Raw genomic sequence first — 23,610 nt, 5'->3', positions numbered from 1 at the left:
CCAATCCGCTCCTATACCCTAGCTACTCGTAAATGAATAGATGGTGTTCTATCCTGTAATGGCATACGATTTGTTTTTTTATCTAGTATCCAATTCATAACATCCACTAGCTGATTGGGTGTATCCATTTCTATTTCTTGCTGAAAAGCGTCAATAGCTTGTTCCCACTGTTTCATTTTTTCAGTATTTTTTAATATGGTCTTCAATTGGATTTCTAGTGGAATGGTTTGATCCATTTCAAATACCAATTGATGTTCTTTTAAATAAGTTAAATTGATCTTTTCTTGCCCTGGAAGATATGAATGGACGAAAATTGGCAGTCTTTTTCTTAAAGCTTCACTGATGGTCACGCCACCTGGCTTTGTCATAATTGCATCTACCGCATCATAAAGTTCATTCATTTTTTGTCGTGATGAAATATAAGGCAATGGCTTGATATTTTCTATTTGCCAAGAGGTTATTTCATCATAAAGCTTTTTGTTATTGCCACAGAGCACGATGAATTGGAATTGTTTTATTTTTTTCAACTCAGCAGATAGCTTCAATATTCCTCCTAAACCACTATTTCCTCCAGCAATCAATATTTTAGGTTTTTCTGTATGAATATCTCGATGAGTGACCTTCATAATATTTTTATGGACAGGGATTCCCGTCACAATTATTTTTTCACTCGGAACATCATACATAGCGATCAAGTTTTCTTTTACTTCACGACTTGGGACAAAGTGAAGATCTATGCCCTCCTTGGCCCAGACATTATTAACAAAAAAGTCTGTGTACGCGTTGATAACAGGAATATCACATTTTCCCATCGCTTTTAGTTTGCTTATAAGATAAGATGGAAAACCATGTGTACAAACGATCACATCAGGCTTTTCTTCTGTCATTAAGCTATGCATTTTCTTTACGAAAAATTTCTCATAAAACCTACTTAAGCCTTTTGATGGATTGGAAGAATAGAATCTTTTTTTATATACAAAATCATAAGATTCAGGAGCTAGCTTGATCCATTTTAAATAATTAGTAGAAATTATTTTTTCTAATGTTTGATTAGAATAGCTCATAATATCTATTTTCTTTAGTTCGATATCTGCATTTTGAATTTTTAACATGTCCATTAGTGCGTCTGCAACTTGATGATGCCCTGATTGCATTTGTAAGAGTGGTAAGAATAGAATCTTTTTCACTTTTAAGAACTCCTTTTACAATCAATATTTTGTTTATGCTCAAATCAATTTCATAATGTAAAATTCAGATAAAAAACACGAACATTTTAAATCAACACGAACATTAATATTCAGAAATTTTTGTTCCGCTCCAGACGGCGCTTTCCACGGGCTTGGCTTCAATCTCCTCGGGTCGACACGATGTTGACCCCGAAGCCGTTGCCACAGGACGTGGCGAACTTAGGCTTTGTCCCTTCAATTGTTCCTGCGGGGCTTTCAGCTCAAGCTTTTCCCGTAGGACTTTGAATAAGCCTCCCTGAACTAACACCGCACGAAGAAAATGCATGCATTTTCGAGGAGTCGCCGTCTTCCGCTCCACAACTATCAAAATTAGTTATTCTTAAATGTTCGTATTTTTTAAGAAGAAAATGATTTATGAAATTGATTCGCTCGAATATTTATGTCATTTTTTCCTAATCAACGCGCCTGATGTGATCGACTTTGTATTTAACAATTTGACAATATCACAGTTTTTTCAATACCCTGTAGTTTTAATGTATTTTTAATTTAATTTTCAGGTTGTCTTTATAATCATTCAATAATAAGCTCCGCTACAAATGGACGCTGTCATGGTAATGGTAGAAAAGAAAAGCTAGCATCGGATGTTTATTTCAAGGTCTTCACCCATTTTTAAAACAAATTTTTCCTTCAATTTCAAGTACCGCAAAAAAAATGAAACAGGGTCTAATTAAAAAACGTAAGAATGGTAAGAAAGGTTCGCATTCCTACGTTTTTTATTTCAAATTTCGCTTATTTTTTGGCAACATTTTCTTCCATAAAAGTTGTATTAAAAACAAAACAAACAAGACTACTCCAAAATAAGGAACATATTTAGGATTGATGTAGATCACTTTTGCTGTATAATAGCCTGCCAAAATGAGCGGAATCGTCCAAATAATACTTCCTATTAGGGAAAACCAGAAAAAATAACGAAACGAAATATGAGCAATTCCTGCAAAATAAGGACTAATCTGACGTATTCCTGGCAAGTAATAACCAAATATGATCGCTTTATGAGCATTTCCTCTATATCTTTTCTCTATCGTTTTCCATTTTTCTCTTGTCAATCCAAAGTAATGACCGTATCGATTGACGAAAGGTTTTCCTAAATATTTTCCCAAAAAATAGGCTGTCAGCATCCCTAAAAAGGCTCCAAGCTCTGAATAGATGAGGGACTCCCCCATAGAAAGATGATGATGGCTGACTAATATCCCTGTTAAAAACAATAAAGACTCTTCAGGAGCTGGAATCCCAACAATTCCAAAAAACAAGCAGATAAATAAAATAATATAGCCGTATGAATTTATATATTCTGTAATTGCGTCTATACTCATAAATCCCTCTCTAACTCTTTTAATGTAATAAATTGAATATTTCTCTGTTTACTTTCTTCAAGAAAAATCTCCAAATTTCGAATCATATATCCTGGTGCTTCTTCCTCTGCCCCTAAAGTATCACCATTGTCATGGAGTACAAAAATGGCTCCCTCTTTTGCATATACCCGTAGTTCTTCCAAAAGTCCATTTTTTGCTTTTGCTACCTTCCAATCGCCAAAAATAGAGGACCACATTATTTTGGTATATTTTTTACTGACCCATAATGTGAAGAGATTAAAATGTCCCCATGGAGGTCTGTAAAATGAAACTTTTTCACCCGTACACTCTGTTATTGCCTTTTCTGTCATTTCTAATTGTTTTTTTAATTGAGATGGCGATAAGATCCAGCTAGATATATGATCAAAACTATGGATGCCGATTGTATGACCTTCATCAGCCATACGTTTAATAATTTCAGGATATTTTTTTACATTACTACCTACAACGAAAAAAGTAGCTTTTATATGATATTTTTTCAATAAATCCAATAACTGTGGCGTGTATTTGGGATTGGGTCCATCATCAAAAGTTAAAGCCATTTCTTTCGTATGGATTCTTTTGACAATTCCCCATTCAAATACTCGAATCAGCACTGTTGGTACTGCCCCATAGCAAAGGAACAGTATGATAACAAGAGCGATTCCTATCAATACATATGACACTTTTCAAACAACCCTTTTCAATTTATATTGTGTAAATCGAACATTTTTCTGTGCAAACAAATCTTTCATGTATAGTTGAAAGCAATCACGCATGAAAATTTATTTTGGCAAAAATAATGCTACTTCTGTCCCTTCTCCTTCCGTACTTTCTACTTTAATCTCTCCATCATGCTGTTTCATAATATTTTTAGCGATAGCTAAGCCAAGCCCTGTTCCACCGGTTTCTCTACTCCTTGCCTTATCTATCCGATAAAAACGTTCAAATATGTTTTCCATCTCATGGGCAGGTATTCCTATACCATAGTCTTTTACTCGAATAACGGTATCATTTTCACGATTTTCTAAATATAGATCAATACGATCTTTACTATATTTGATGGCATTGTCCAAAAGGATAATGATCACTTGCTTCAATTTTAGTTCATCTGCTACGGTCAAGATCGGTCTTTCATCATAATGGAGTGTTATTTCTCTTTTATAGGCACTGTGTAACTGCTTAACAATGCTCTCACTTAATGTTACCAAATCAATGGTTGTTTTTTCCACCATATTTTCTAATTCTGTATTCGCTAAATCTAAAAACTTTTCTGTCATAACTTGTATTCTCGTGGCTTCTGAATAAATAACTTCTATCGCATCCAGTGCCACCGCTTCGTTTTGAATACCATGCCTTCGCAAAAAATCTATATAACTTTTAATGACAGTAATAGGTGTCTTTAACTCATGGGAAGCATCTGAAAGAAATTGCTGTTGCCTTTCGATATTATCATCTAAGCGATCCAGCATTCGATTAAAAGTTACAGCCATTTTCTGCAACTCATCTTTAGGTTGTCCATCAACGACCATTCGCTTCGTTACACCACTTTGTTCAATTTCCTCCATCGTATCAATCATATTAGATACAGGATGAATAAGGATATTTGCCAGCCATTTTCCACCTAAAAGAGAAATGATCGCACCAAATACAGTACAACCAATAAGAATGGAAAGTAAAACATCCTTTCCCAATTCTAATCCCACTAATCTTGCGCCAATTTCTAGTGTTTCGATTACTTGTCCATTGGATTCGATGGGAATTCGGACAACAAGAATCTGCTCTTCCCCCTGTGCCGATCTGATTAAATATCTTTTGGATTTTGTTTGAGTGACAAATTTCCCTTTGATTTTATTAGCAATTTGTTTATTATTTGTTACTTGATGAATAATTTTGGATTTGTGATCAATGATTCTGATAAAAGATCCATTTGTTAAATACTTCAATAACTTTTCTTTTATCACTTCATTCGAATCTCCGTTGTTAATATCCTCTAAAATAGCATCTGCATTTTGAAGAACTATTTTCTTTTCTACGTTAACTGTTACATTCATAAAGGAGTAAAAAACAACAATATTTACAACAACCAATACGCAAATAATCCACGCTGTTGTAATTAAATTGATTTTAGTAGTAATTTTCATATATTTAATTCTCCTTTACTATATACCCCACTCCTCTAACTGTCTGAATAATTGGGGGGCTTGTATACCCTTCATCAATCTTCTTTCTTAAATGCCAGATAAAGACATCGATAACATTTGTATCGCCTTCGTAGTCATAATCCCAAACATCTTTGATAATATTTTCTCTTGTGACAATCTTGTTTTTATGAGAAATCAAATAGACAAGTAAATCAAATTCCTTTGGGGTTAAGGAAATGGATGTATTGGCCCTGATCACTTCTCTTGTTTCCATATTGATCGATAAATCACGAATGGATAATAAGTCCTCCTCATGATTTGTCACATTTGTGATGATTTCGTTTTGACGCAAACATGAACGCACTCTCGCTAATAGTTCTTCCATCTCAAATGGTTTTGTCATATAGTCATTCGCACCGAGATCGAGTCCCCTTACTTTATCCATTGTCATGTTGCGTGCTGTTAATAAAATAATGGGCATCAGTTCATTTTCTTGACGGACCCTTCTTAACACTTCAATACCATTCATCTCTGGCAACATAATATCTAAAAGCATTAGATCAATTTTACCTTGTAATGCTATTTCCAAACCAAATTTACCGTTATTTGCAACAACAACTTCATAGCCTTCATATTCCAATTCTAATTTCAATATTTTAGCGATTTGGATTTCATCCTCAACTACCAAAATTCGCTTAACCATTCTATACACTCCTCATTTACATCTCCATTTCAATTTAGCATTATTTTATGTATAATTTCATTTTTTAATGGAACTTTAATTTTTTTGCATGAATTTCTCGAAAAAAGAGGTGAGCATCTTTTATACCTGTCGCTACGCTTTCGGTACAAAAAAGATTTGTTGAATCAAGATAAAAATCTGCTCCTTTCTACAGTGAGATTGAGCAGATTCTTAGTAACTAGCGGGAGTATTATTTTATGGAACAGGATTTTGACCTGATTTAAGCCGGCTTTCTAGCATTTTGACCGTATATCCTGATGCAGCATGCAATGACGATACTACAACCTGTAACAATATAAAATAGCTGAACAATCGGATTGGTACTATCTGTACCGATGAATACTCCATGGACAAAAGACATCACCCAAGCCGGTAGCACAAGAAAATGAATAGACTTCCAAATTTTCCGGTTCATCTTGGTGATCCAAAGGTCTGATGTTATTAAAACCAACAGGAAAATATAGAAACTGAATATTCCTAGTGCTGATAGTATCGTTTGATAAGTACTTGTAAAAGGTATAAGAATTTCGATCAAACGATAGGGTTGGTACTGATCGATTAATAACAACAATGCATGTGCGATCAATGCGAATAGCCCCAGCCATCCTGCACTCAAATGCAATTGAAACAACAAGTTTTTCTGTTTTTTTATAGTAGGTGATTTTCGAAAAAGTCCAAAAATCACTGCAACAGTAAAGTAAAAATAAGCAACAAAGCCACAAAGTCGAATCCATTCCCAAGTATTAAGCATGATGATCACCACCTGTTTTTATCCATTTTGTTTTATGATCTTGATAGACAAGGAAACGTACGACACGCCATTTCCTTTTGTCCAACCATTCTTGTAACTGCTTCTCAGGCATTAAAAAACTTAATTTGGTCGCTACTTCTGCTTGGTATAAACGATCTGTCACAACTGTTGCCTGAATGATAGGAGATGTCGCTACTTCTCCAGTTTGTCCATTTAAAATATGATGCTTTACTTCATGATGATAGCGCCAACTTCTATAAACACTATTGGATGTTGCAATCGCTCCATTTTGGATTTTAATGCGTCCAATATCTTCTTGGTCATACGGATCAGCAATACCAATCGTCCATTCTTTTTCTCCATCTGACCATATTGCCATATCGCCACCACCATCAACGATTCCGTAGCGGAAGCCTCGTGATTGTAACCATTGTTTAACCGTTTCAGCAGCATAGCCTTTTGCAAAACCACCAAGATCAATCGGTTGATCCGAAGTCTTATAAATTTGGTGATTAGCCAAAAAACACAAAGGATTTTTTACATTTTGCTTTAGCTCTACATTTTGTTCATCTTTTTGCTTGTCATTTATATAAAAAGGAAAGGGTTTATCATAACCATGATGCTCTATTTGTTTTTTTAAATAGGGTGAAAATAATCCATCTGTTTGCTTATAATAGTCATTAGCCATTTTTAAGCAATCATATAGAGATGAATTGATGGTTAAAGTTTTACCAATAGGTAATTGATTGATTTGGTCTAACTCATTATTTGGGATAAATCGAGACCACTCTTTTGCAACATAATGCAACCATTTGGAAACCTGTTCCTTCCAGTTATATGAAGTTGAGGGTACTTCTATATAAAAGTTAGTATTCATTATTTGCATTGTCATCGATTCCACTTTTTTCACCTCTAGGATCTTCTTGTTTGTCGATCATTTTTTTCTACTGTTGTCGCATTGGTCATTTCAAAATTCGTCCAATCAAGTTGTAATAGTTCTTTTTCTTTCTTACCAATTTTTGATTGATCAATTGATGATAGCTGATTTTGAGAAGTAGTTTTTGTTTCAGTAGTTCCTTGATCATCCAGTTGCGATAATAACAAACCGGATAAAACAACTGCAGATGTTCCTACAAGCCATTTTGCCTTTTTTGTATCCTTCATGTTTAACATCTCTCCTCACTATTTTATTTATTGACTTTATCTATTTTGCTATTGGTGGAGAAGTCCTTTCCGTGGATTGAATCGTTCTCTCCGTGGATTGAAGCCTCTTTTCCGTGGATTGAATCACTCTCTCCGTGGATTGAAGCCTCTTTTCCGTGGATTGAAGCCCTTTCCGTGGATTGGATTGCTCTCTCCGTGGATTGAAGCCTCTTTTCCGTGGATTGGATTGCTCTCTCCGTGGATTGAAACCTCTTTTCCGTGGATTGGATTGCTCTCTCCGTGGATTGAAACCTCTTTTCCTTGGATTGGATCGTTCTCTCCGTGGATTGAAGCCTCTTTTCCTTGGATTGGATCGTTCTCTCCGTGGATTGAAGCCTCTTTTCCGTGGATTGGAGCCCTTTCCGTGGATTGGATTGCTCTCTCCGTGGATTGAAGTCCTTTTCCGTGGATTCAATCCATTTTCCTTAAACGCTGATAAAATAGGGCTTATTTATTAAGGGACTGGCAGATAAATTGTTGCTTCTCTTCTTGCCAATCGACTGAATAGCCATAAGCATTTAAAAGGACACTTGCTGGTACATAAACATCTTTATTGAACAAAAATGCTTTTGATGTCATAGGCGTTTTCATCAGATTTTCATATACGACATTTGTATTCACTCGAAAAATCAGCTGCTCATCCTTCAATTTTGCATCCATAATTTTAGATGTCTTGTAATATGTCGCTTGACCACCTAGCGCTTCCGTTAATTTTTGTACAGGTACAAACACATCTCCATTTTTCGGTATTACATAGCATTTGATAGTTTTTCCTTCAATTGCAAAGTTCACCGTTTTTGAATCATTGAATGGTAGTACGCCATCATTTTGTACCATTGAACGAGTCCAAAGATTCCATTTTCCTTGTTCGGCTAAACCATCGTTTTCTTCATCCTCATAGTAGCCGTCGTCTTCATAATATTCTTCATCTTCATCATCATCCCATCTTTCGTCATTCTCTCCATCATAATCCTTGTGATGTTCCTCTTTTTCACCGTGATTTTCATACTTTTCATAATGTTCGTGGTCATCATCTGCATGGACGATATATTGTCCAATAGATAAAGTGGTGACCAAACTAATAATGAAAAATACAATTTTTTTCTTCAACTTGATCATCTCCTTTTATAGCTACAGTTTAGGATTCCATTATGAAATGAATCTGAAGAAATTCAAAAACTCAAAAATATTTTTACAAATCAATGATCTTTCCTGTAAGAACGCCACACTTTTTATAACAAAATGCACAAAATAAATGAACCTGCTCCAAAAGTAAAAAACACCCTAAAAGGTGATTTTCCATTCTACCTTTTGGGGTGCAGGTTGAACATTTGCTTCTATTGCCTTGCTTCTTCGCAAATTTTTTCTTCTGTCGTAAAAAAGCTCTATCCATCTCTAAGCAAGACCGCTATAGCATCATTTTTATAGATAAAAATCGATCTTTGATTCATTTTATGAACTAAAATACTTTTTGAAGATGGATGGACTTCTCCAGTAGCCTACTTTAAACATTTATCTGTATCACTTATCCATGTGAAGGAAGCATGCACATAAGTGAAACTCCATCAGCGGTGGTTTCTTTATCCCTCACTAAACTAGAAGAACTCAGGTTAAAAGCGCCACGTCCTGTGGTAACACCTGAGGAACCACCATCTTGCCTGCCTGAACTAATCGGACTTTTATGGGCAGTTGATCCCTATCTTTCTCGTTCCTCTCTACATCTTGGGACAAGGGTTCTTACTGCCCGTTAAAGTGGGATGAAAAAAGTTCTCCTTTTTATAGAGAACTTTTACAATAAGTATGTATGAACAAGATATGTATAGATTAAGTATGTTGTTCTAAAATATTTGCGACTTCTTCTAAAGTGTACTTATGGTTTACTATGTCTACTATAAAATCTTCGGCAAGTTTAGGATCATCGAAACGTAATTTATAACCATTTATTCGCAGAAACATAGATGTGCTCATGAAAGCTGTTCGTTTATTAGCGTTATGAAAAGCATGATTTTGTGATAAAGATTCTAACAATGCCGCAGCTTTCAGGAAGATACTAGGATAAGCATCTTGCCCGAACACTGTTTGCTGAGGTCTTGCTAATGCTGATTCAAGTAACCCAAAGTCTTTTACTCCTATTTGTTCTTTTGGGGATAATTCAATAATTGACAATCGATTAATATAGGCGGCCATTGCTATAGTAATGTATCTTGTCATCTATTAACCAATCCTTTCATTGTTTCTTTATGTGCCTCCATTTCTTCTTTTAATAATTCAAAGAAATCTGCCGGCATTCCTTCAGGTAATTCAACCATTACTGGTTTTTTCTTTATAACTAGTTTTCCACTTTCAATTTCTACATGGACTTCATCCCCTTTCGTAATATTCAATTTATCGAGCATAGAACTTGGCAAAGTAATTCCTAACGAGTTTCCTATTTGTGTTATACGTCTTTTTTCTACTGCTGCCATTATTCTTATTGCCTCCTTACGTTATAACTTTTGTTATTTGTTATAATTTATTATCAATTATTATAACGATAATAACAGGTATCTATAGCATATGCAAATGTGCTCTGCTCAATACCTGTTATTAGCTCATAAAGTGAAACTCCATCAGTGGGGATTTTCTTCATCCACAACGAAAATAGAGGAACTCAGGTTAAAAGCGCCACGTCCTGTGGTAACACCTGAGGGACCAACATCCTGCCCGCCCGAACCAATCGGATGCATGCGGCAGTTGATCCCCCATCTATCTTTTTTGTTTCTCTCTAAATCTTGAGATGGGGGTCTTACTACCTGTTAAAGCGGGATAAATTTTTTGGTTTCATTTCATTATTTATTTTATTGGTATACACTTTACCTGAACATTCGTATTTATTTCATCATCGTCAGGCAAATCAACAACATATTCCTTTATACACATCCCCTCACTTTGAGTACCTAAAATAATATTTACATCAATTTCTTCGTACAAAGTAGTTTTCCATTACCTCCATTAGGCATGATTTTATATCATTCAGGGACCATGGTGATCCATATCCTTTCTTAACCTTTATGATCCACAGTAGGGAGAAATATTGTAAATTTAGTGCCTTTTTGTAATTGACTTTCTACTGAAATTTGACCATGATGTTGGAAGACAATGGCCTGTGCAATGGCTAATCCCAATCCTGTGCCTTTCTTTTGACGATTCTTCGTTGCTTGATAAAATCGTTCAAATACGTTTGGCAAATCCTTGTCACTGATCCCGATACCTGTATCTTCCACGACAAGTTCTATTTTTTCTTTTAATTTGGAAAGCGCAATTTTTATATAACCTTGCTCTGTAAATTTAGCTGCATTATCCAATAAAATATACAATAATTCTCGTATGCTCGTTTCATCTCCTTCAAATAAAATCCCTTCTTCTATTTCAAGTTTAAGTGTAATCGTAGCTGGCAAAGTTCTCTTAAAGGATTTAGCAATATTATTCACAATTTTAGATAACTCAATGGTTTCTTTTTTTGTTTTAAGCTTTTTCTGATCATACCGTGCAAGAAATAAAAGTCCTTCCAATAACGATTTCATATGCTGTGTTTCTTCTTTTAGATCGTCCAATACTTCCTGCCCAAAAGAACTAAAATGATTTTCTTCATCACTTTCTAAAACTTCTAAAGAACTATAAAAAACCGTTAAAGGTGTACGTAGTTCGTGTGATGCATCGGATACAAATTTTCGTTGTCGTTCAAAAGAACGTCTTATAGGTACCATAGCTTTACCTGCTAGATAATGGCTAAGAACGGTAATAAACAGCGTACCAATCACCGTTAAAACAACAAATGCATACATCATTCGTTCTAACAAACGGTGTTGTTTTGTAATCGATTGCCCAACGATTATATAATTTCCATTTTTATCTGATTTTGCATGATATTTAATGAGCAGCAAATGCTCTTGTTTCCACTTCACCGATTGCGGTTCGCCATCTTTTGCTTGAAGCATCAATCGATCAATATCTTTCTGAAGTCCGATTAAAGATTCATCGGCATGTACCAATTCATGTTTTTTGGTAAATACATAATAAAAATAAACTCGGTTCGTATCGTATTCGATTTCCTTTTCCTTATTTGTTGTATGATCATGAAGTTCCTTCTCATGGGGGTCTGTTTGATCCGATTCGATTTCCTGATCCTGATTTCTTTCGATATTATCACCCATCAAATGATATTGCTCTTTCGTATAAAACATTTTTAATTCTTGTACTTGCTGTTGTTGCATAATTGTTTGAATAGCTATATAAAGAATAATCATTAGGATCAATACAAACAGAACAAAAAAAGCTGCGTATTGAATGGTCAGTTTTCGTTGAATTTGTTTAAACATAGGCATCCCTCAGCTTATAGCCTGTCCCCCTAATTGTTTGAATGAGAGAAGGACTATCATCCGTATCCACTTTCTTTCGCACTAGTTTTACTAATGCATCGAGTGCGTTATTGGAAACATATTCATCATATCCCCAAATATGATCATAAATCTGCTCACGAGTTAAAATACGTCCCTTATTGATAAATAAATACTCTAACAATAAAAATTCATTTTTCGTCAATTCAATTTTTTCTTGATTTCGATAAAGTGTCCTTTCATCCATATGGAGTACATATTCACCCAATGGAATGATTCGTTCGATTGGTTTCGATTTTCTTCTTAAGATAGCACGCACTCTCGCAAACAATACCTCCATTTTAAATGGCTTAATGAGATAATCATCTGCCCCATTATCGAGTCCAAAGATGACATCCTGTGCATCATCTCTTGCGGTAAGCATTAAAATGCCACCTTCATAGTTTCGTTTTCGAAGCTCTTTGCATACTATAACCCCGTCCATTTTGGGCATCATCCAATCCAATATGATCAAATCATACTCTTCAATCAAGGCCATTTCTAAAGCTTCTTCACCATTTTTAGCACAGCTCACAACATAACATTCTTTCTTTAACATAAAAGCAATGTTCTTTAATAAGCGTAAATCATCCTCTGCTACTAAAATTTTCACAGACCTCACCCTTTACTTTAAAATCTTTCCGTTCATTTTAATGGATAAAGCTGAAATGGAACTGAATCCTTGCCAATAAAATGAAGCTTCCATCAGTGGGGGTTTTCCTCATCCCCCACTGATAGTTAGCTGAACCAATCGGACTTTTACGGGCAGTTGATCCCCACCTACCTTTCTTATCTCTCTCTATACCTTAAGATGGGGGTCTTTACTGGCCGTTAACGCGGGATAAAACCGAGACAGTTCACATTACTGTGGAAATCCTATCACCATGTGGGATCAATAAAGCCTTAATTATAGGAAATTCTTAAAATAGATCTTTTCGTTTATCTTATTTACCAAAAAGTCGGTTTTTATGACATTCTGGAAATCAATCGATGTTTTTAGCACTTTTTTTACGTTTCCTGCATATTAAAAAATAGCATGCCGGGATTGCTCCTAGCATACTATTTTGACTTTTTTGAAGGTTCTTCTATCTATCGGCATCAATCTTCATCAAAAATATTTTTTAAATGATAAATAAGTTTGAGCAGCTCTGTAAATAGGTTGATAAAGTCAAGATATAAATCTAATGCGACAAGCGGTACTTCATCATCACTAATGTAGCTACGGGCGATTTGATTCATATCGTACAGCGTATAGCCCACAAATAATAGTACCCCTATTCCGCTTGCTACAACCATAACAATGTCGCTAAAGCCAACAAAAATAGTAATGATCGAGAAGATCAACACACCGATTAATGTGATAAATAAAAATTTACCCCAATTTCCTAAATCTCTCTTTGTATGATAACCAATTAGCCCTGCAACTATAAAAATGGCTGCTGATGTTCCAAAAATAACAAGTACCAGGTTTCCACCTAAAGCACCTATATAAAAATTGAGCAGGCTATATAGGGTAATACCTGTTAAAAATGCGAACAAAATAGAAATCAGCTTGCTCGCTCTCCTTGCCGCACGGCTAAACATCACGATGATCAATAAAATTACTGTGGCAATACTAATTGGCAGAATCAATGCCGGAGGAATAAACACACCAACAAACAAACCAACTGCCGTTACCACCCACAATAACGTAAAGAACCGAAGAACCTTCGGAAATTGCGATTCCATCTAACATAACCTCTTCTCAAATTATTCACTTTCTATTATATACGTAATAAGACTAGTAAAGTTTCAAACCCGCACAGTGAAATTTGACTCTTTTCATTTTATTCGCTTTCTTGAGGGATTTATTTGCCCTCTCTGGAGTTTTATTTGCTCCCTTTGATGATTTATTGGCTCTTTCGAAGACTTTATTCGCTCTTCACAGGGGATTTATTCGCTCTCTCCAGTTTTATTCGCTCTCTTCGATGGTTTATTGGCTCTTTCGAAGACTTTATTCGCTCTTCACAGGGATTTATTCGCTCTCTCCAGTTTTATTCGCTCTCTTCGATGATTTATTGGCTCTTTCGAAGACTTTATTCGCTCTTCACAGGGATTTATTCGCTCTCTCCAGTTTTATTCGCTCTCTCCGATGGTTTATTAGCTCTTTCAAAGGATTTATTCGTTCCTCCGACAATTTATTACTCCTTCGAAAGCTTTATTCCTCAGCCCAAACAAAAAACCATGCCCAAATATAAGAATGGACATGGCTTTAAACTTACTACTATTACTTCGCTACAATATTCACTAATTTTCCTGGTACAGCAATGATTTTCTTAATATCCTTGCCTTCGATAAATTCTTTTATATGATCATCGGCGAGTGCTGCTGCTTCTAAATCCTCACGGGAGGCATCTTTGGCTACCATTAGTTTTGCTCGTACTTTACCGTTGACTTGAACGACGACTTCGATTTCATCGTCAACCAGTTTCGCAGGATCGAATGTTGGCCATGGTTCATAAGTAATCGTGGAATCATGACCTAGTTTAGACCAAAGCTCTTCTGCGATGTGAGGCGCAATTGGCGATAGCATTTTAACAAAGCCTTCAGCGTATTGAGTAGGTACTATATCCGCTTTGTAACATTCATTGATGAAGACCATCATTTGAGAAATAGATGTATTGAAACGAATATGTTCGTTGTTATCCGTAACTTTTTGAACTGTTTGGTTATACACTTTTTCTAAAGTCTTATCATTTGAAGCTTGAACTTTATCTGACAACTCACCAGTTTCTTCGTTGATTAATAGACGCCAAATACGATCTAAGAAACGACGTGCTCCATCTAGACCATTTGTAGACCATGGAATAGAAGCTTCAAGTGGTCCCATGAACATTTCATAAAGACGAAGTGTGTCTGCACCGTGGCTAGCAACGATGTCATCAGGATTGACAACATTCCCTTTTGATTTCGACATTTTTTCATTACCTTCACCTAGAATCATGCCCTGGTTGAATAGTTTTTGGAATGGTTCTTTTGTTGGTACAACGCCCAAATCATAAAGCACTTTATGCCAGAAACGAGCATACAACAGGTGAAGCACCGCGTGTTCTTGACCACCGATATAAATATCGACCGGCAACCAGCGTTTCAATAACTCTAGATCTGCGATTTTTTCTTTGTTGTGTGGATCGATATAACGTAAGAAGTACCAGCTTGAACCCGCCCATTGCGGCATCGTATTTGTTTCACGACGGCCTTTTTTCCCTGTTACTGGATCTACAACATTTACCCATTCCTCAATATTAGCAAGAGGCGATTCGCCAGTTCCAGATGGACGAATATCAGATGTTTTTGGTAGAACTAATGGAAGTTCTTCTTCAGGGACCGTCGTAATTGTGCCATCTTCCCAATGGATGACAGGAATTGGTTCCCCCCAATAACGTTGGCGAGAGAATAACCAATCACGTAGACGATAAGAAATTTTCTTTTCACCGACTTTGTTTTCTTCAAGCCATTCAATCGCTTTTTTAATACCTTCTGGCTTGTTTAAACCATTTAAGAAATCAGAATTGATATGAGTTCCATCTTCAGTGAAGGCTTCTTTTGAAACATCTCCACCTTCTAGTACTGGAATGATCGGTAAATTGAATTGTTTGGCAAATTCATAGTCACGATCATCGTGTGCGGGAACAGCCATAATCGCACCTGTACCGTAGCTTGCCAATACATAATCCGCAATCCAAATCGGAATTTCTCTATCATTAATAGGATTTACAGCATAGGCACCTGTAAATACACCTGTTTTTTCTTTTGCTAAATCTGTACGTTCAAGATCAGATTTCACTTTTACTTTATCAAGATAGGCTTCAACCGCTGCTCGCTGTCCATCAGATGTAATTTCTTTTACCAATGTATGTTCGGGGGCTAGCACTGCATAGGTTGCACCGAACAAAGTATCTGGACGTGTCGTAAATACGCGGAAGTGCTTGTCAGTACCCTTAATATTGAAATCTACTTCAGCACCTTCAGAACGTCCAATCCAGTGACGTTGCATATCTTTAATGTTCTCTGGCCAATCGACTTCATCTAAATCATCCAGTAAGCGATCAGCGTATGCCGTAATTTTAAGCATCCATTGTTTCATGGGACGACGTTCTACTGGATGACCACCACGTTCGGATTTGCCATCGATCACTTCCTCATTGGCAAGTACTGTACCAAGTGCTGGACACCAGTTGACAGCAACTTCATCAATATAAGCTAGACCTTTTTTGTAAAGTTGGATGAAAATCCATTGCGTCCATTTATAGTACTCGGGATCAGTTGTGTTGATCTCACGGTCCCAGTCATAGCTAAAGCCTAATTCTTGAATTTGACGTTTAAATGTACCTATATTCTTTTCTGTAAATTCTGCAGGATCGTTTCCTGTATCCAAAGCATATTGTTCGGCAGGAAGACCAAATGCATCCCACCCCATTGGATGCATAACATTATAACCTTGCATTCGTTTGAAGCGAGATAAAATATCGGTTGCTGTATATCCTTCTGGATGTCCTACATGCAGACCTGCTCCTGATGGATATGGAAACATATCTAACGCATAAAATTTAGGTTTAGAATTGTCATTTACTGTTTTGAATGTTTTATGTTCTGCCCAGTATTTTTGCCACTTTTTTTCAATTTCTTGATGATTGAAATTCAACGGTTATTCCTCCTTAATATATAAAAAGACAGCATAGTTGCTACTAAAATGAAAAATTCCGTAAAATTTAAAAACTCCCGTCCCAAGAAAAGGGACGAGAGTAAAATCTCCCGCGGTACCACCCAAATTAGTGTAAGCACTCAACTTGATTCCTTAACGTGGAAAACGACTTTGGCTATCATTTATTTCACCAACGTGACTCCCGGGCGAGTTCAGCCTAATGATTTACCAACTTTCACCAATCGTTAGCTCTCTATAAAATCAATCAAACTTACTAATCCCTTTCACAATCGTATCATATTGAGTTTTATTCTAATCGAAATAACGTAAATTGACAAGAGATTTAGCAAAATTATGAATTTCTTATGAAAATTCACGATTCAATTATTCAAAACTCTTCTATAATCCTCTATCTTTCAAAATTCATATTTCAAAACCTATCGTAAAACTTCACACACAGATGAGAGCTTCACTATTTTGTTATTGCCACCAAAATCCTTATACATTTTTTTGCTTCATCGGTCGGTCATACATCGTATACGGAATCAGTGCCACCACCAATATAGCGATTAATACATAAAAAGTGATTTTCATCCCGTATTGATCCGCTAAAACACCGCCTAAAAATGGACCGATCATTTTTCCCGTTGCACTAAAACTATTGATAAGTCCTTGATAAAAACCATCTCTTCCCTTTGGCGCAAGCTTACTAGCAATTGTCGGTACAATTGGAAATACAAACATTTCTCCAAAGGTCAAAATAATAATGGCGATTAAAAACATTTTAAATGTATGTGCAAAGCTAACAACAAAGAATGACACGATGAAAATCGCAACGCCTATAAAAATTTGCCCTTTATAATACTCCCCTATTCTCTTAATAATCGGATGAATAAGTGGTTGACCTAAAACAATCAATAAACCATTGGTAGTCCATAGCAAACTATACTGATTTAACGATATTCCTAGAAATTGCGTATAAGATGAAATGGTAGTCGTCCATTGCGTATAAACCATCCAACTTAAAAGATAACCAATCCCTAAAATCATCAGCGCATATAAAGAAGACCGATCCTTTATCTTTGCACTCTCACTAATAACAGAACTTGGTGGCATTACGCTCTCTGTTGAAATTCCTTTATAGGATAGAGCAATAAAGAAAAATAGAATATACATGATTAAATTAGCTACAAACAAATAGTCAAAGCTTTTATTAGCAACAATACCTGCAAGTGCTGGACCTATAGCTACACCTAGATTTTGTGAAAGGTAGATGGCATTAAAGCCTTTTCTGCCCCCTTCTGGCCAAGCAGTTCCCACCATTGCGAACATACTTGGAAAAACGATTCCTCCACTAAAGCCGATTAGTGTCAAAAACCAGACATAATGAGGCCACCCATGCCAAATCACTAAACAAATCAAACCGATGATTGTAATAATCGTTCCAAGCATGATCGATTTAAAGCCACCAAATTTATCAAAAACGTAGCCACCTATAAGATTTCCAACAACTCCAGCTGCAGCATTCCCCATCAGTACAAGCCCCGCTACTGATAATGATTGCCCCAGATGATCGTGCATATAGATGGTATTCAATGGCCATAAAAATGCGTTACCTACCGTATTGACAAGCATCCCCATAATTAATAACCAAACACTTCTTGGCATTATAAATCCTCCATTTACCACTTTAACAGACGAAAAGTTCCCAGTGATCACGATTCAAATAATCAACGAGAATTATGTATGGTGGAACCGTCTGGAAAAGCTTACTTTGTACAACTAACACTCCCCCCAAAACGATTGGGGGAAATTTCATTTTATCCCGCGTTAACGGGCAGTAAGATCCCCATCAAGTTTTAGAGAGAAACGAGAAAAATAGGTGGGAGATCAACTGCCGCATGCGCCCGATTGGTTCGGGCGGGCAGGATGTTGATCTCCCAGGTGTTGCCACAGGACGTGGCGCTTTTAACCTGAGTTCCTCTAGTTCAGTGGGGAATGAAGAGAACCCCCACTGATGGAAGCCGCACTTTATTTCGCATATCTAAGTAATGGTATCAACCTTTTCAAAAATGTACAACCTTAACAGTTAAATTCTATCTTTCTTCCTGTCACAGTTAAAGTATTCGTCCACTTTCGCCACTACGTGATAGAATAGAAAGTTGAGGAGTTGAAATTATGACGGATGTGAAAAACAATGAATTTCCGTTTCCTTCAGATGGGAAACGTTATTATACATGGAATCGTTATTTACGTGATCAATTTGGCTGTAAAGTTTATAAAGTGGCATTAGATGCAGGATTCGATTGTCCAAACCGAGACGGTACAGTTGCTTTTGGAGGCTGCACGTTCTGCAGTGCTGCTGGATCAGGTGATTTTGCAGGAGATCGTGTCGACCCTATCCCTGTTCAATTTGAGAAAATTAAAGAAAAAATGCAACATAAATGGAAGGACGGCAAAACAATGGCCTACTTCCAAGCCTATACCAATACACACGCACCACTTCCCATATTGAAAGAAAAATTCGAAGCAGCTCTTGCCTGCGAAGGTGTGATGGGGTTAAGTATTGCTACTCGTCCTGATTGCTTGCCTGATGATGTTGTCGAATATTTAGCTGAATTAAATGAACGCACGTACTTATGGATTGAACTTGGACTACAAACTGTTCATGAACGCACAGCGAATTTGATCAATCGCGCTCATGATTATGCCACTTATATAGAGGGGGTAGAAAAACTTCGTAAGCATAATATTCGCGTTTGTACGCATATCATCAATGGCTTGCCTCTTGAAGACTACGATATGATGATGGAAACTGCCCGAGAAGTGGCAACACTAGATGTTCAAGCCATCAAAATTCATTTGCTTCATCTATTAAAGGGGACACCGCTTGTCAAACAATACGAAAAAGGCATGTTACAATTAATGGACAAAGAGGCATATATCCATTTAGTGGCTGACCAACTAGAAGTCATCCCTCCAGAAATGATTGTACAACGTATTACGGGTGATGGACCTATCGATTTAATGATCGGACCCATGTGGTCAGTAAACAAATGGGAAGTTTTAAACGGGATTGATGCAGAACTAGAACGCAGAGAAAGCTGGCAAGGTAAGTTTTACAACGCGAAAGAAGTGAAAACCCTATGACATTAAAACTTGTCTTACAATATGCCCATCTTTTACTTCAAGATACAATAGAGGCTGGCGACGTTGTAGTTGATGCGACAGCCGGAAATGGATATGATACGACTTTTCTTGCACAGCTTGTCGGTGAAGATGGACATGTCTACGCATTTGATATACAACAACAGGCGATTGATGCGACCAGCAAACGGTTAATGGAAGCAGGAGTGTCAAAACAAGTATCCCTTATTTTAGATGGTCATGAAAACATAGATCAATATGTAAAAGAGCCTGTTAGTGCAGCTATTTTCAATCTAGGTTATTTACCTGGTGGTGAACACACCATTATTACTAAGCCAAATACAACTTTGCAAGCGATTGATCGTCTATTAAGCTTGTTAAAAATAGGTGGCATCATTATATTAGTTATCTACTATGGTCACGAAGGTGGCAAAGAGGAGCGCGATCGAATCATCGACTACGTTTCAAGCTTGCCGCAGAAAAAAGTCCGTGTTTTACGTTATGAATTTATCAATCAAAAAAATGATCCTCCTTTTGTCATTGCTCTTGAAAAATTGAAGGAACTATAATCTTCTAGACACCTTAAATGAACGATTTAGGATGTCTTTTACATGGTTCTACGCAAAAAAAAGAACAGGTACTAACCTAGAACTTTTTTCTATTGAACCATATTTTGTTTTAAATATTTGATCGTATGCATAGATTATTGAAACCATCCAATTATAAAGGAGTTCAATGATCTATGCCTAAAATACAAGCCGTTAGTACATATGCTCCTCCTTATTCGCTAACGCAGGACAATGCAGAGAATTTCATCAAGGAACTTTTTACGGGAAAGATGAATAAGCTTGAACGATATTTAAAAGTATTTAAAAATGCGGAAATTTTTAATCGTCAACTGGCTATGCCAATAGAATGGTATAAAGAAAATCACTCTTTTTCAGAAAAAAATGACTTATATATTGAGTTAGCGACGGAATATAGCATAAAAGTTATTCAGAAATGTTTAGCAGAAGCAGCAGATGTGACAATAAGGGATATTAACGCTATTATTTTTGTTTCGACTACAGGGATTTCAACACCTAGTATAGAAGCCCGATTAATGAACCAATTATCTTTTTCCAATGATGTTGTCCGCATTCCAATATGGGGGCTTGGCTGTGGTGGCGGTACTGCAGGAATTAGCCGTGCAAATGACTATTGTTTGGCACATCCAGAATCATCAGTCTTGGTGATTTGCGTTGAGCTATGCAGTCTAACATTTCAACCAAAGGATTTGAATAAAAGTAACTTTATCGGCACTTCCCTTTTTGGGGATGGAGCTGCCTGCGCTTTAATAAGCGGTGACCAAGTAAAATTATCTCATACCAAAACTTTACCTCGTATTCAAGCAACTGCTTCAAAATTATTACCGAATTCTGAGGATATTATGGGCTGGCGAATTGAAGATGATGGTCTGCATGTGATCTTTGCCAAAAGCATTCCTAATATTATCGTAAAATGGTTTGCACCATTTGTAGAAAGCTTTCTTGCTCAGCATGAACTTTCTCCGCAAACTATTCATCGTTTTATCGCTCATCCAGGTGGCAAAAAGGTTCTTACTGCGTATGAATCCGCCTTGGAACTTCCAAAAGAATTAGCAGCACCCAGTTCTATTATTTTGCAGCAGCACGGCAATATGTCTTCTCCAACGGTACTCTATGTACTGAAATATGTTATGGATCAACAACCAAATCGCGGTGAATTCGGAATAATGACTTCTCTCGGCCCAGGTTTTAGTGGAGAGTTAGTATTACTAGAGTGGGAGTGATAAATATTTTATTTGCCATTATTTTTACAATCATTTGTATCCAAAGATTAGTAGAATTACGAATTGCTAGAGAAAATGAACGTTACATGAAAAATCGTGGAGCGATTGAATTCGGTCAATCACATTATCCCTTTATCGTTATGCTGCATGGGTTATTTTTGAGCAGTTTATGGATTGAATATATTTTAAAGGATGCTCCTCTTAGTCCATTTTGGATTATTTTGCTTGGATTTTTTCTACTCTTACAGATTGGTCGAATCTGGTCTATTAAATCGCTTGGACATTTCTGGAATACGAAGATTATTGTATTGCCCAATACCACTTTGGTAAAAAAAGGTCCATACAAATGGCTTTCTCACCCAAACTATATCATCGTTGCTTTAGAAATTGCTGTTATTCCATTAATTTTCCAAGCCTACTTCACCACCATTGTATTTTCAGCTTTGAATATAATGATAATGTTCGTTCGTATTCCTGCTGAAGAAGCGGCATTAAAAAGTCAAAATGATTATTAACTGAACAGACGATGCGTTGAAAAATGTTTCAGGCAATACCCAAAAGATGTCCGTCAATTGATGATTCAACGACGGACATCTTTCTTATATAGCATGATTAAATAATATAGCCAATATTTCGTAATGCGTTATAGATGAAAGATTCCATATACTGATAAATATCATTCCGCTCAGGTTCTTGATACAAATCATGATAACAAACTTTCCATTCCTTATATTGCAATTCCGAAATATTTTGCTGCATAAGCCACTTTTTACTGTGCGCTGGTGAAACGATTTTATCATTTCCGCCATTCATCAACAGTACGGGGATGTCTGGCAATTCTTCGGTGGCTATCACAACATTCTTCATAAATTGATGTAATTCTCGATACCAATTAACAGTAATCACTGAATTATAGTAAATATCATCTTTTTCTTCTTTATAAAATTCATAGCTACGTGTTAGCTGCTTTACCGTAATGTCATGATGAATCTTCATATTCCCCGTTAATTTGCTCAATCCTGTTAAGGCATTGGATAACTTAGAGGGTTGATGAATTAAATGCATCCATGGAGATGTCAAAATCATCCCAGCACATTCGTATTTATGTTTTCTTTCTATTTGAATGGCAAGTGTTGCGCCTAACCCATGCCCAATGATAAAGATCGGCAAATTGTAAGTAAATGCGATTTGCATCATTTGACGAATAAACTTTGCATAATCTCTAAAATCTTCGTCATGCGCTTTTTTACGCCTGCTCTCTTCACCATGTCCTGGTAAATCACCAGTGATGACATGCATTCCAGACGTTCTCAATTTTTCAATTAACCAAGCATATCTTCGATGGTGCTCGTATGCACTATGTATAAAAACAACCACTGCTTTCGCTTGACCTTCAGCTTCCCATTTCCACATAATTACTTCTCTCCTCATTGATTCTATCTCTATTTTAACGTATTCTATGTTTTTCTGTTCCAATTATCACATCCGTTTGTTACGATAATTATAAAAAATTCTAACTTGAAATGAGGCGTATTTTCGATGATTTATCCATTTAAAGATAAAAAACCATCTATTGACCCATCTGCTTTCATTGGTGATCATGTTGTTATAACAGGAGATGTGACGATAGGTCCAGATTCATCTATCTTTTATAATACCGTTATTCGTGGTGATGTTTCGCCTACTATTATTGGTCGTAAAGTAAATATTCAAGATCTCTGTTGTTTACATCAAAGTCCAGCTGCACCGCTAATTATAGAAGATGAAGCCACCATTGGCCATCAAGTAACACTTCATAGCTGTCATATAAAAAAAGGAGCACTAATAGGAATGGCTTCCATCGTTTTAGATGGTGCTGAAATTGGTGAAGGCGCATTTATTGGTGCTGGTAGTCTGGTTACGCAAGGAAAGAAAATCCCACCAAATACACTTGCATTCGGTCGTCCTGCAAAAGTGGTTCGTGAACTAACAGAGGAAGACAAAAAAGATATGGATCGTATCCTAAACGAATACTACGAAAAAGGGCAATATTATAAATCTGTACAAAACAACCCGCTACCTCGATAATTTACTTTAACATTTTACACAAAACAAAAGGTCATCCACCATCATCATGGCGAATGACCTTTTTGATTT

At 36.4% G+C, this 23,610-nt stretch carries 23 protein-coding genes and 1 other annotated feature; of the genes, 5 read left to right on the top strand and 18 right to left on the bottom strand.

Going from position 1 to position 23,610, the window contains the following annotated elements; genetic code table 11:
* Positions 1 to 11: 11 nt before the first annotated feature.
* The 17 genes from FEZ13_RS00455 to FEZ13_RS00375 all read right to left on the bottom strand — a co-directional run bounded on the left by FEZ13_RS00455 (position 12) and on the right by FEZ13_RS00375 (position 18,185).
* On the bottom strand, positions 12 to 1,187 hold the full coding sequence (locus tag FEZ13_RS00455) for an MGDG synthase family glycosyltransferase (protein ID WP_146551032.1): 1,176 nt from the start codon (positions 1,185 to 1,187) through the stop codon (positions 12 to 14).
* 773 nt (positions 1,188 to 1,960) lie between these two features.
* Positions 1,961 to 2,560, bottom strand: a complete 600-nt coding sequence (locus FEZ13_RS00450; protein WP_146551031.1) for a DedA family protein — start codon at positions 2,558 to 2,560, stop codon at positions 1,961 to 1,963.
* Positions 2,557 to 3,264 carry a polysaccharide deacetylase family protein gene (locus tag FEZ13_RS00445; protein ID WP_255473029.1) on the bottom strand — a complete coding sequence of 236 codons (708 nt, stop codon included), beginning with the start codon at positions 3,262 to 3,264 and terminating at the stop codon, positions 2,557 to 2,559. The genes FEZ13_RS00450 and FEZ13_RS00445 overlap by 4 nt, the downstream gene beginning before the upstream one ends.
* A gap of 99 nt (positions 3,265 to 3,363) precedes the next feature.
* Positions 3,364 to 4,722 (bottom strand): sensor histidine kinase, encoded by a 1,359-nt coding sequence (locus tag FEZ13_RS00440; RefSeq protein ID WP_146551030.1) that lies wholly within the window; start codon positions 4,720 to 4,722, stop codon positions 3,364 to 3,366.
* Positions 4,723 to 4,726: 4 nt separating this feature from the next.
* Positions 4,727 to 5,425, bottom strand: a complete 699-nt coding sequence (locus FEZ13_RS00435; protein WP_146551029.1) for a response regulator transcription factor — start codon at positions 5,423 to 5,425, stop codon at positions 4,727 to 4,729.
* A 259-nt stretch (positions 5,426 to 5,684) separates the two neighbouring features.
* Positions 5,685 to 6,215 carry a ferric reductase-like transmembrane domain-containing protein gene (locus FEZ13_RS00430; RefSeq protein WP_255473028.1) on the bottom strand — a complete coding sequence of 177 codons (531 nt, stop codon included), beginning with the start codon at positions 6,213 to 6,215 and terminating at the stop codon, positions 5,685 to 5,687.
* Positions 6,208 to 7,125 (bottom strand): FAD:protein FMN transferase, encoded by a 918-nt coding sequence (locus tag FEZ13_RS00425; RefSeq protein WP_146551028.1) that lies wholly within the window; start codon positions 7,123 to 7,125, stop codon positions 6,208 to 6,210. The genes FEZ13_RS00430 and FEZ13_RS00425 overlap by 8 nt, the downstream gene beginning before the upstream one ends.
* Before the next feature lie 2 nt (positions 7,126 to 7,127).
* On the bottom strand, positions 7,128 to 7,379 hold the full coding sequence (locus tag FEZ13_RS00420; protein ID WP_146551027.1) for a hypothetical protein: 252 nt from the start codon (positions 7,377 to 7,379) through the stop codon (positions 7,128 to 7,130).
* 40 nt (positions 7,380 to 7,419) lie between these two features.
* A complete protein-coding gene (locus FEZ13_RS00415) occupies positions 7,420 to 7,833 on the bottom strand; it encodes a hypothetical protein (RefSeq protein ID WP_146551026.1) in 414 nt (137 codons plus the stop codon).
* A 32-nt stretch (positions 7,834 to 7,865) separates the two neighbouring features.
* On the bottom strand, positions 7,866 to 8,528 hold the full coding sequence (locus FEZ13_RS00410) for a copper amine oxidase N-terminal domain-containing protein (RefSeq protein ID WP_186725709.1): 663 nt from the start codon (positions 8,526 to 8,528) through the stop codon (positions 7,866 to 7,868).
* 714 nt (positions 8,529 to 9,242) lie between these two features.
* Entirely contained in the window at positions 9,243 to 9,629 is a 387-nt protein-coding gene (locus tag FEZ13_RS00405; RefSeq protein WP_146551024.1) for a type II toxin-antitoxin system death-on-curing family toxin, read from the bottom strand.
* Complete coding sequence (locus FEZ13_RS00400; RefSeq protein ID WP_146551023.1) at positions 9,626 to 9,883, bottom strand: AbrB/MazE/SpoVT family DNA-binding domain-containing protein; 258 nt, start codon at positions 9,881 to 9,883, stop codon at positions 9,626 to 9,628. The genes FEZ13_RS00405 and FEZ13_RS00400 overlap by 4 nt, the downstream gene beginning before the upstream one ends.
* Positions 9,884 to 10,459: 576 nt before the next feature.
* Positions 10,460 to 11,776 (bottom strand): sensor histidine kinase, encoded by a 1,317-nt coding sequence (locus FEZ13_RS00395; RefSeq protein WP_186725708.1) that lies wholly within the window; start codon positions 11,774 to 11,776, stop codon positions 10,460 to 10,462.
* The gene (locus FEZ13_RS00390; RefSeq protein ID WP_146551021.1) at positions 11,769 to 12,446 is read right to left on the bottom strand and encodes a response regulator transcription factor; all 678 of its coding nucleotides are present in this window, start codon (positions 12,444 to 12,446) and stop codon (positions 11,769 to 11,771) included. The genes FEZ13_RS00395 and FEZ13_RS00390 overlap by 8 nt, the downstream gene beginning before the upstream one ends.
* 485 nt (positions 12,447 to 12,931) lie before the next feature.
* Entirely contained in the window at positions 12,932 to 13,561 is a 630-nt protein-coding gene (locus tag FEZ13_RS00385; RefSeq protein WP_146551020.1) for a Bax inhibitor-1/YccA family protein, read from the bottom strand.
* A gap of 538 nt (positions 13,562 to 14,099) precedes the next feature.
* The gene (leuS, locus tag FEZ13_RS00380) at positions 14,100 to 16,517 is read right to left on the bottom strand and encodes a leucine--tRNA ligase (protein ID WP_146551019.1); all 2,418 of its coding nucleotides are present in this window, start codon (positions 16,515 to 16,517) and stop codon (positions 14,100 to 14,102) included.
* Positions 16,518 to 16,604: 87 nt separating this feature from the next.
* Positions 16,605 to 16,814 (bottom strand) — a binding site (T-box leader).
* A gap of 201 nt (positions 16,815 to 17,015) precedes the next feature.
* Positions 17,016 to 18,185 (bottom strand): MDR family MFS transporter, encoded by a 1,170-nt coding sequence (locus FEZ13_RS00375; RefSeq protein WP_146551018.1) that lies wholly within the window; start codon positions 18,183 to 18,185, stop codon positions 17,016 to 17,018.
* 510 nt (positions 18,186 to 18,695) lie between these two features.
* Between FEZ13_RS00375 and mnmL the strand changes: the two genes are divergently transcribed.
* The 4 genes from mnmL to FEZ13_RS00355 all read left to right on the top strand — a co-directional run bounded on the left by mnmL (position 18,696) and on the right by FEZ13_RS00355 (position 21,989).
* Positions 18,696 to 19,667 (top strand): tRNA modification radical SAM protein MnmL/YtqA, encoded by a 972-nt coding sequence (gene mnmL / locus FEZ13_RS00370; protein WP_146551017.1) that lies wholly within the window; start codon positions 18,696 to 18,698, stop codon positions 19,665 to 19,667.
* Positions 19,664 to 20,233, top strand: a complete 570-nt coding sequence (gene mnmM, locus FEZ13_RS00365; protein WP_146551016.1) for a tRNA 5-(aminomethyl)-2-thiouridylate-methyltransferase MnmM — start codon at positions 19,664 to 19,666, stop codon at positions 20,231 to 20,233. The genes mnmL and mnmM overlap by 4 nt, the downstream gene beginning before the upstream one ends.
* Positions 20,234 to 20,406: 173 nt before the next feature.
* Positions 20,407 to 21,474, top strand: a complete 1,068-nt coding sequence (locus FEZ13_RS00360) for a type III polyketide synthase (protein ID WP_146551015.1) — start codon at positions 20,407 to 20,409, stop codon at positions 21,472 to 21,474.
* Entirely contained in the window at positions 21,471 to 21,989 is a 519-nt protein-coding gene (locus tag FEZ13_RS00355) for an isoprenylcysteine carboxyl methyltransferase family protein (RefSeq protein WP_370467593.1), read from the top strand. The genes FEZ13_RS00360 and FEZ13_RS00355 overlap by 4 nt, the downstream gene beginning before the upstream one ends.
* A gap of 97 nt (positions 21,990 to 22,086) precedes the next feature.
* Here the strand turns inward: FEZ13_RS00355 and FEZ13_RS00350 are convergent, their stop codons facing one another.
* Complete coding sequence (locus FEZ13_RS00350; RefSeq protein ID WP_146551014.1) at positions 22,087 to 22,887, bottom strand: alpha/beta hydrolase; 801 nt, start codon at positions 22,885 to 22,887, stop codon at positions 22,087 to 22,089.
* Between the two features lie 126 nt (positions 22,888 to 23,013).
* On the opposite strand from FEZ13_RS00350, the gene FEZ13_RS00345 reads away from it, so the two are divergent.
* Complete coding sequence (locus tag FEZ13_RS00345) at positions 23,014 to 23,541, top strand: gamma carbonic anhydrase (RefSeq protein WP_146547953.1); 528 nt, start codon at positions 23,014 to 23,016, stop codon at positions 23,539 to 23,541.
* The last annotated feature ends 69 nt before the right edge of the window (positions 23,542 to 23,610 follow it).

The organism is Rummeliibacillus sp. SL167 (genome assembly GCF_007896505.1).
In the GTDB taxonomy this organism is placed as follows: domain Bacteria; phylum Bacillota; class Bacilli; order Bacillales_A; family Planococcaceae; genus Rummeliibacillus; species Rummeliibacillus suwonensis.
The sequence above is the reverse complement of the archived record's forward strand: the minus strand, read 5'-3'. Positions and strand labels throughout refer to the sequence as shown.

Bases quoted from the DNA above. Each gene is read 5' to 3' on its own strand.
- FEZ13_RS00430 (WP_255473028.1), bottom strand. From the start codon at position 6,215: ATGCTTAATACTTGGGAATGGATTCGACTTTGTGGCTTTGTTGCTTAT.
- FEZ13_RS00375 (WP_146551018.1), bottom strand. From the start codon at position 18,185: ATGCCAAGAAGTGTTTGGTTATTAATTATGGGGATGCTTGTCAATACG.
- FEZ13_RS00450 (WP_146551031.1), bottom strand. From the start codon at position 2,560: ATGAGTATAGACGCAATTACAGAATATATAAATTCATACGGCTATATT.
- mnmL (WP_146551017.1), top strand. From the start codon at position 18,696: ATGACGGATGTGAAAAACAATGAATTTCCGTTTCCTTCAGATGGGAAA.
- FEZ13_RS00350 (WP_146551014.1), bottom strand. From the start codon at position 22,887: ATGTGGAAATGGGAAGCTGAAGGTCAAGCGAAAGCAGTGGTTGTTTTT.
- FEZ13_RS00345 (WP_146547953.1), top strand. From the start codon at position 23,014: ATGATTTATCCATTTAAAGATAAAAAACCATCTATTGACCCATCTGCT.
- FEZ13_RS00420 (WP_146551027.1), bottom strand. From the start codon at position 7,379: ATGAAGGATACAAAAAAGGCAAAATGGCTTGTAGGAACATCTGCAGTT.
- FEZ13_RS00395 (WP_186725708.1), bottom strand. From the start codon at position 11,776: ATGTTTAAACAAATTCAACGAAAACTGACCATTCAATACGCAGCTTTT.
- FEZ13_RS00400 (WP_146551023.1), bottom strand. From the start codon at position 9,883: ATGGCAGCAGTAGAAAAAAGACGTATAACACAAATAGGAAACTCGTTA.
- FEZ13_RS00440 (WP_146551030.1), bottom strand. From the start codon at position 4,722: ATGAAAATTACTACTAAAATCAATTTAATTACAACAGCGTGGATTATT.
- FEZ13_RS00360 (WP_146551015.1), top strand. From the start codon at position 20,407: ATGCCTAAAATACAAGCCGTTAGTACATATGCTCCTCCTTATTCGCTA.
- FEZ13_RS00405 (WP_146551024.1), bottom strand. From the start codon at position 9,629: ATGACAAGATACATTACTATAGCAATGGCCGCCTATATTAATCGATTG.
- FEZ13_RS00435 (WP_146551029.1), bottom strand. From the start codon at position 5,425: ATGGTTAAGCGAATTTTGGTAGTTGAGGATGAAATCCAAATCGCTAAA.
- mnmM (WP_146551016.1), top strand. From the start codon at position 19,664: ATGACATTAAAACTTGTCTTACAATATGCCCATCTTTTACTTCAAGAT.
- FEZ13_RS00385 (WP_146551020.1), bottom strand. From the start codon at position 13,561: ATGGAATCGCAATTTCCGAAGGTTCTTCGGTTCTTTACGTTATTGTGG.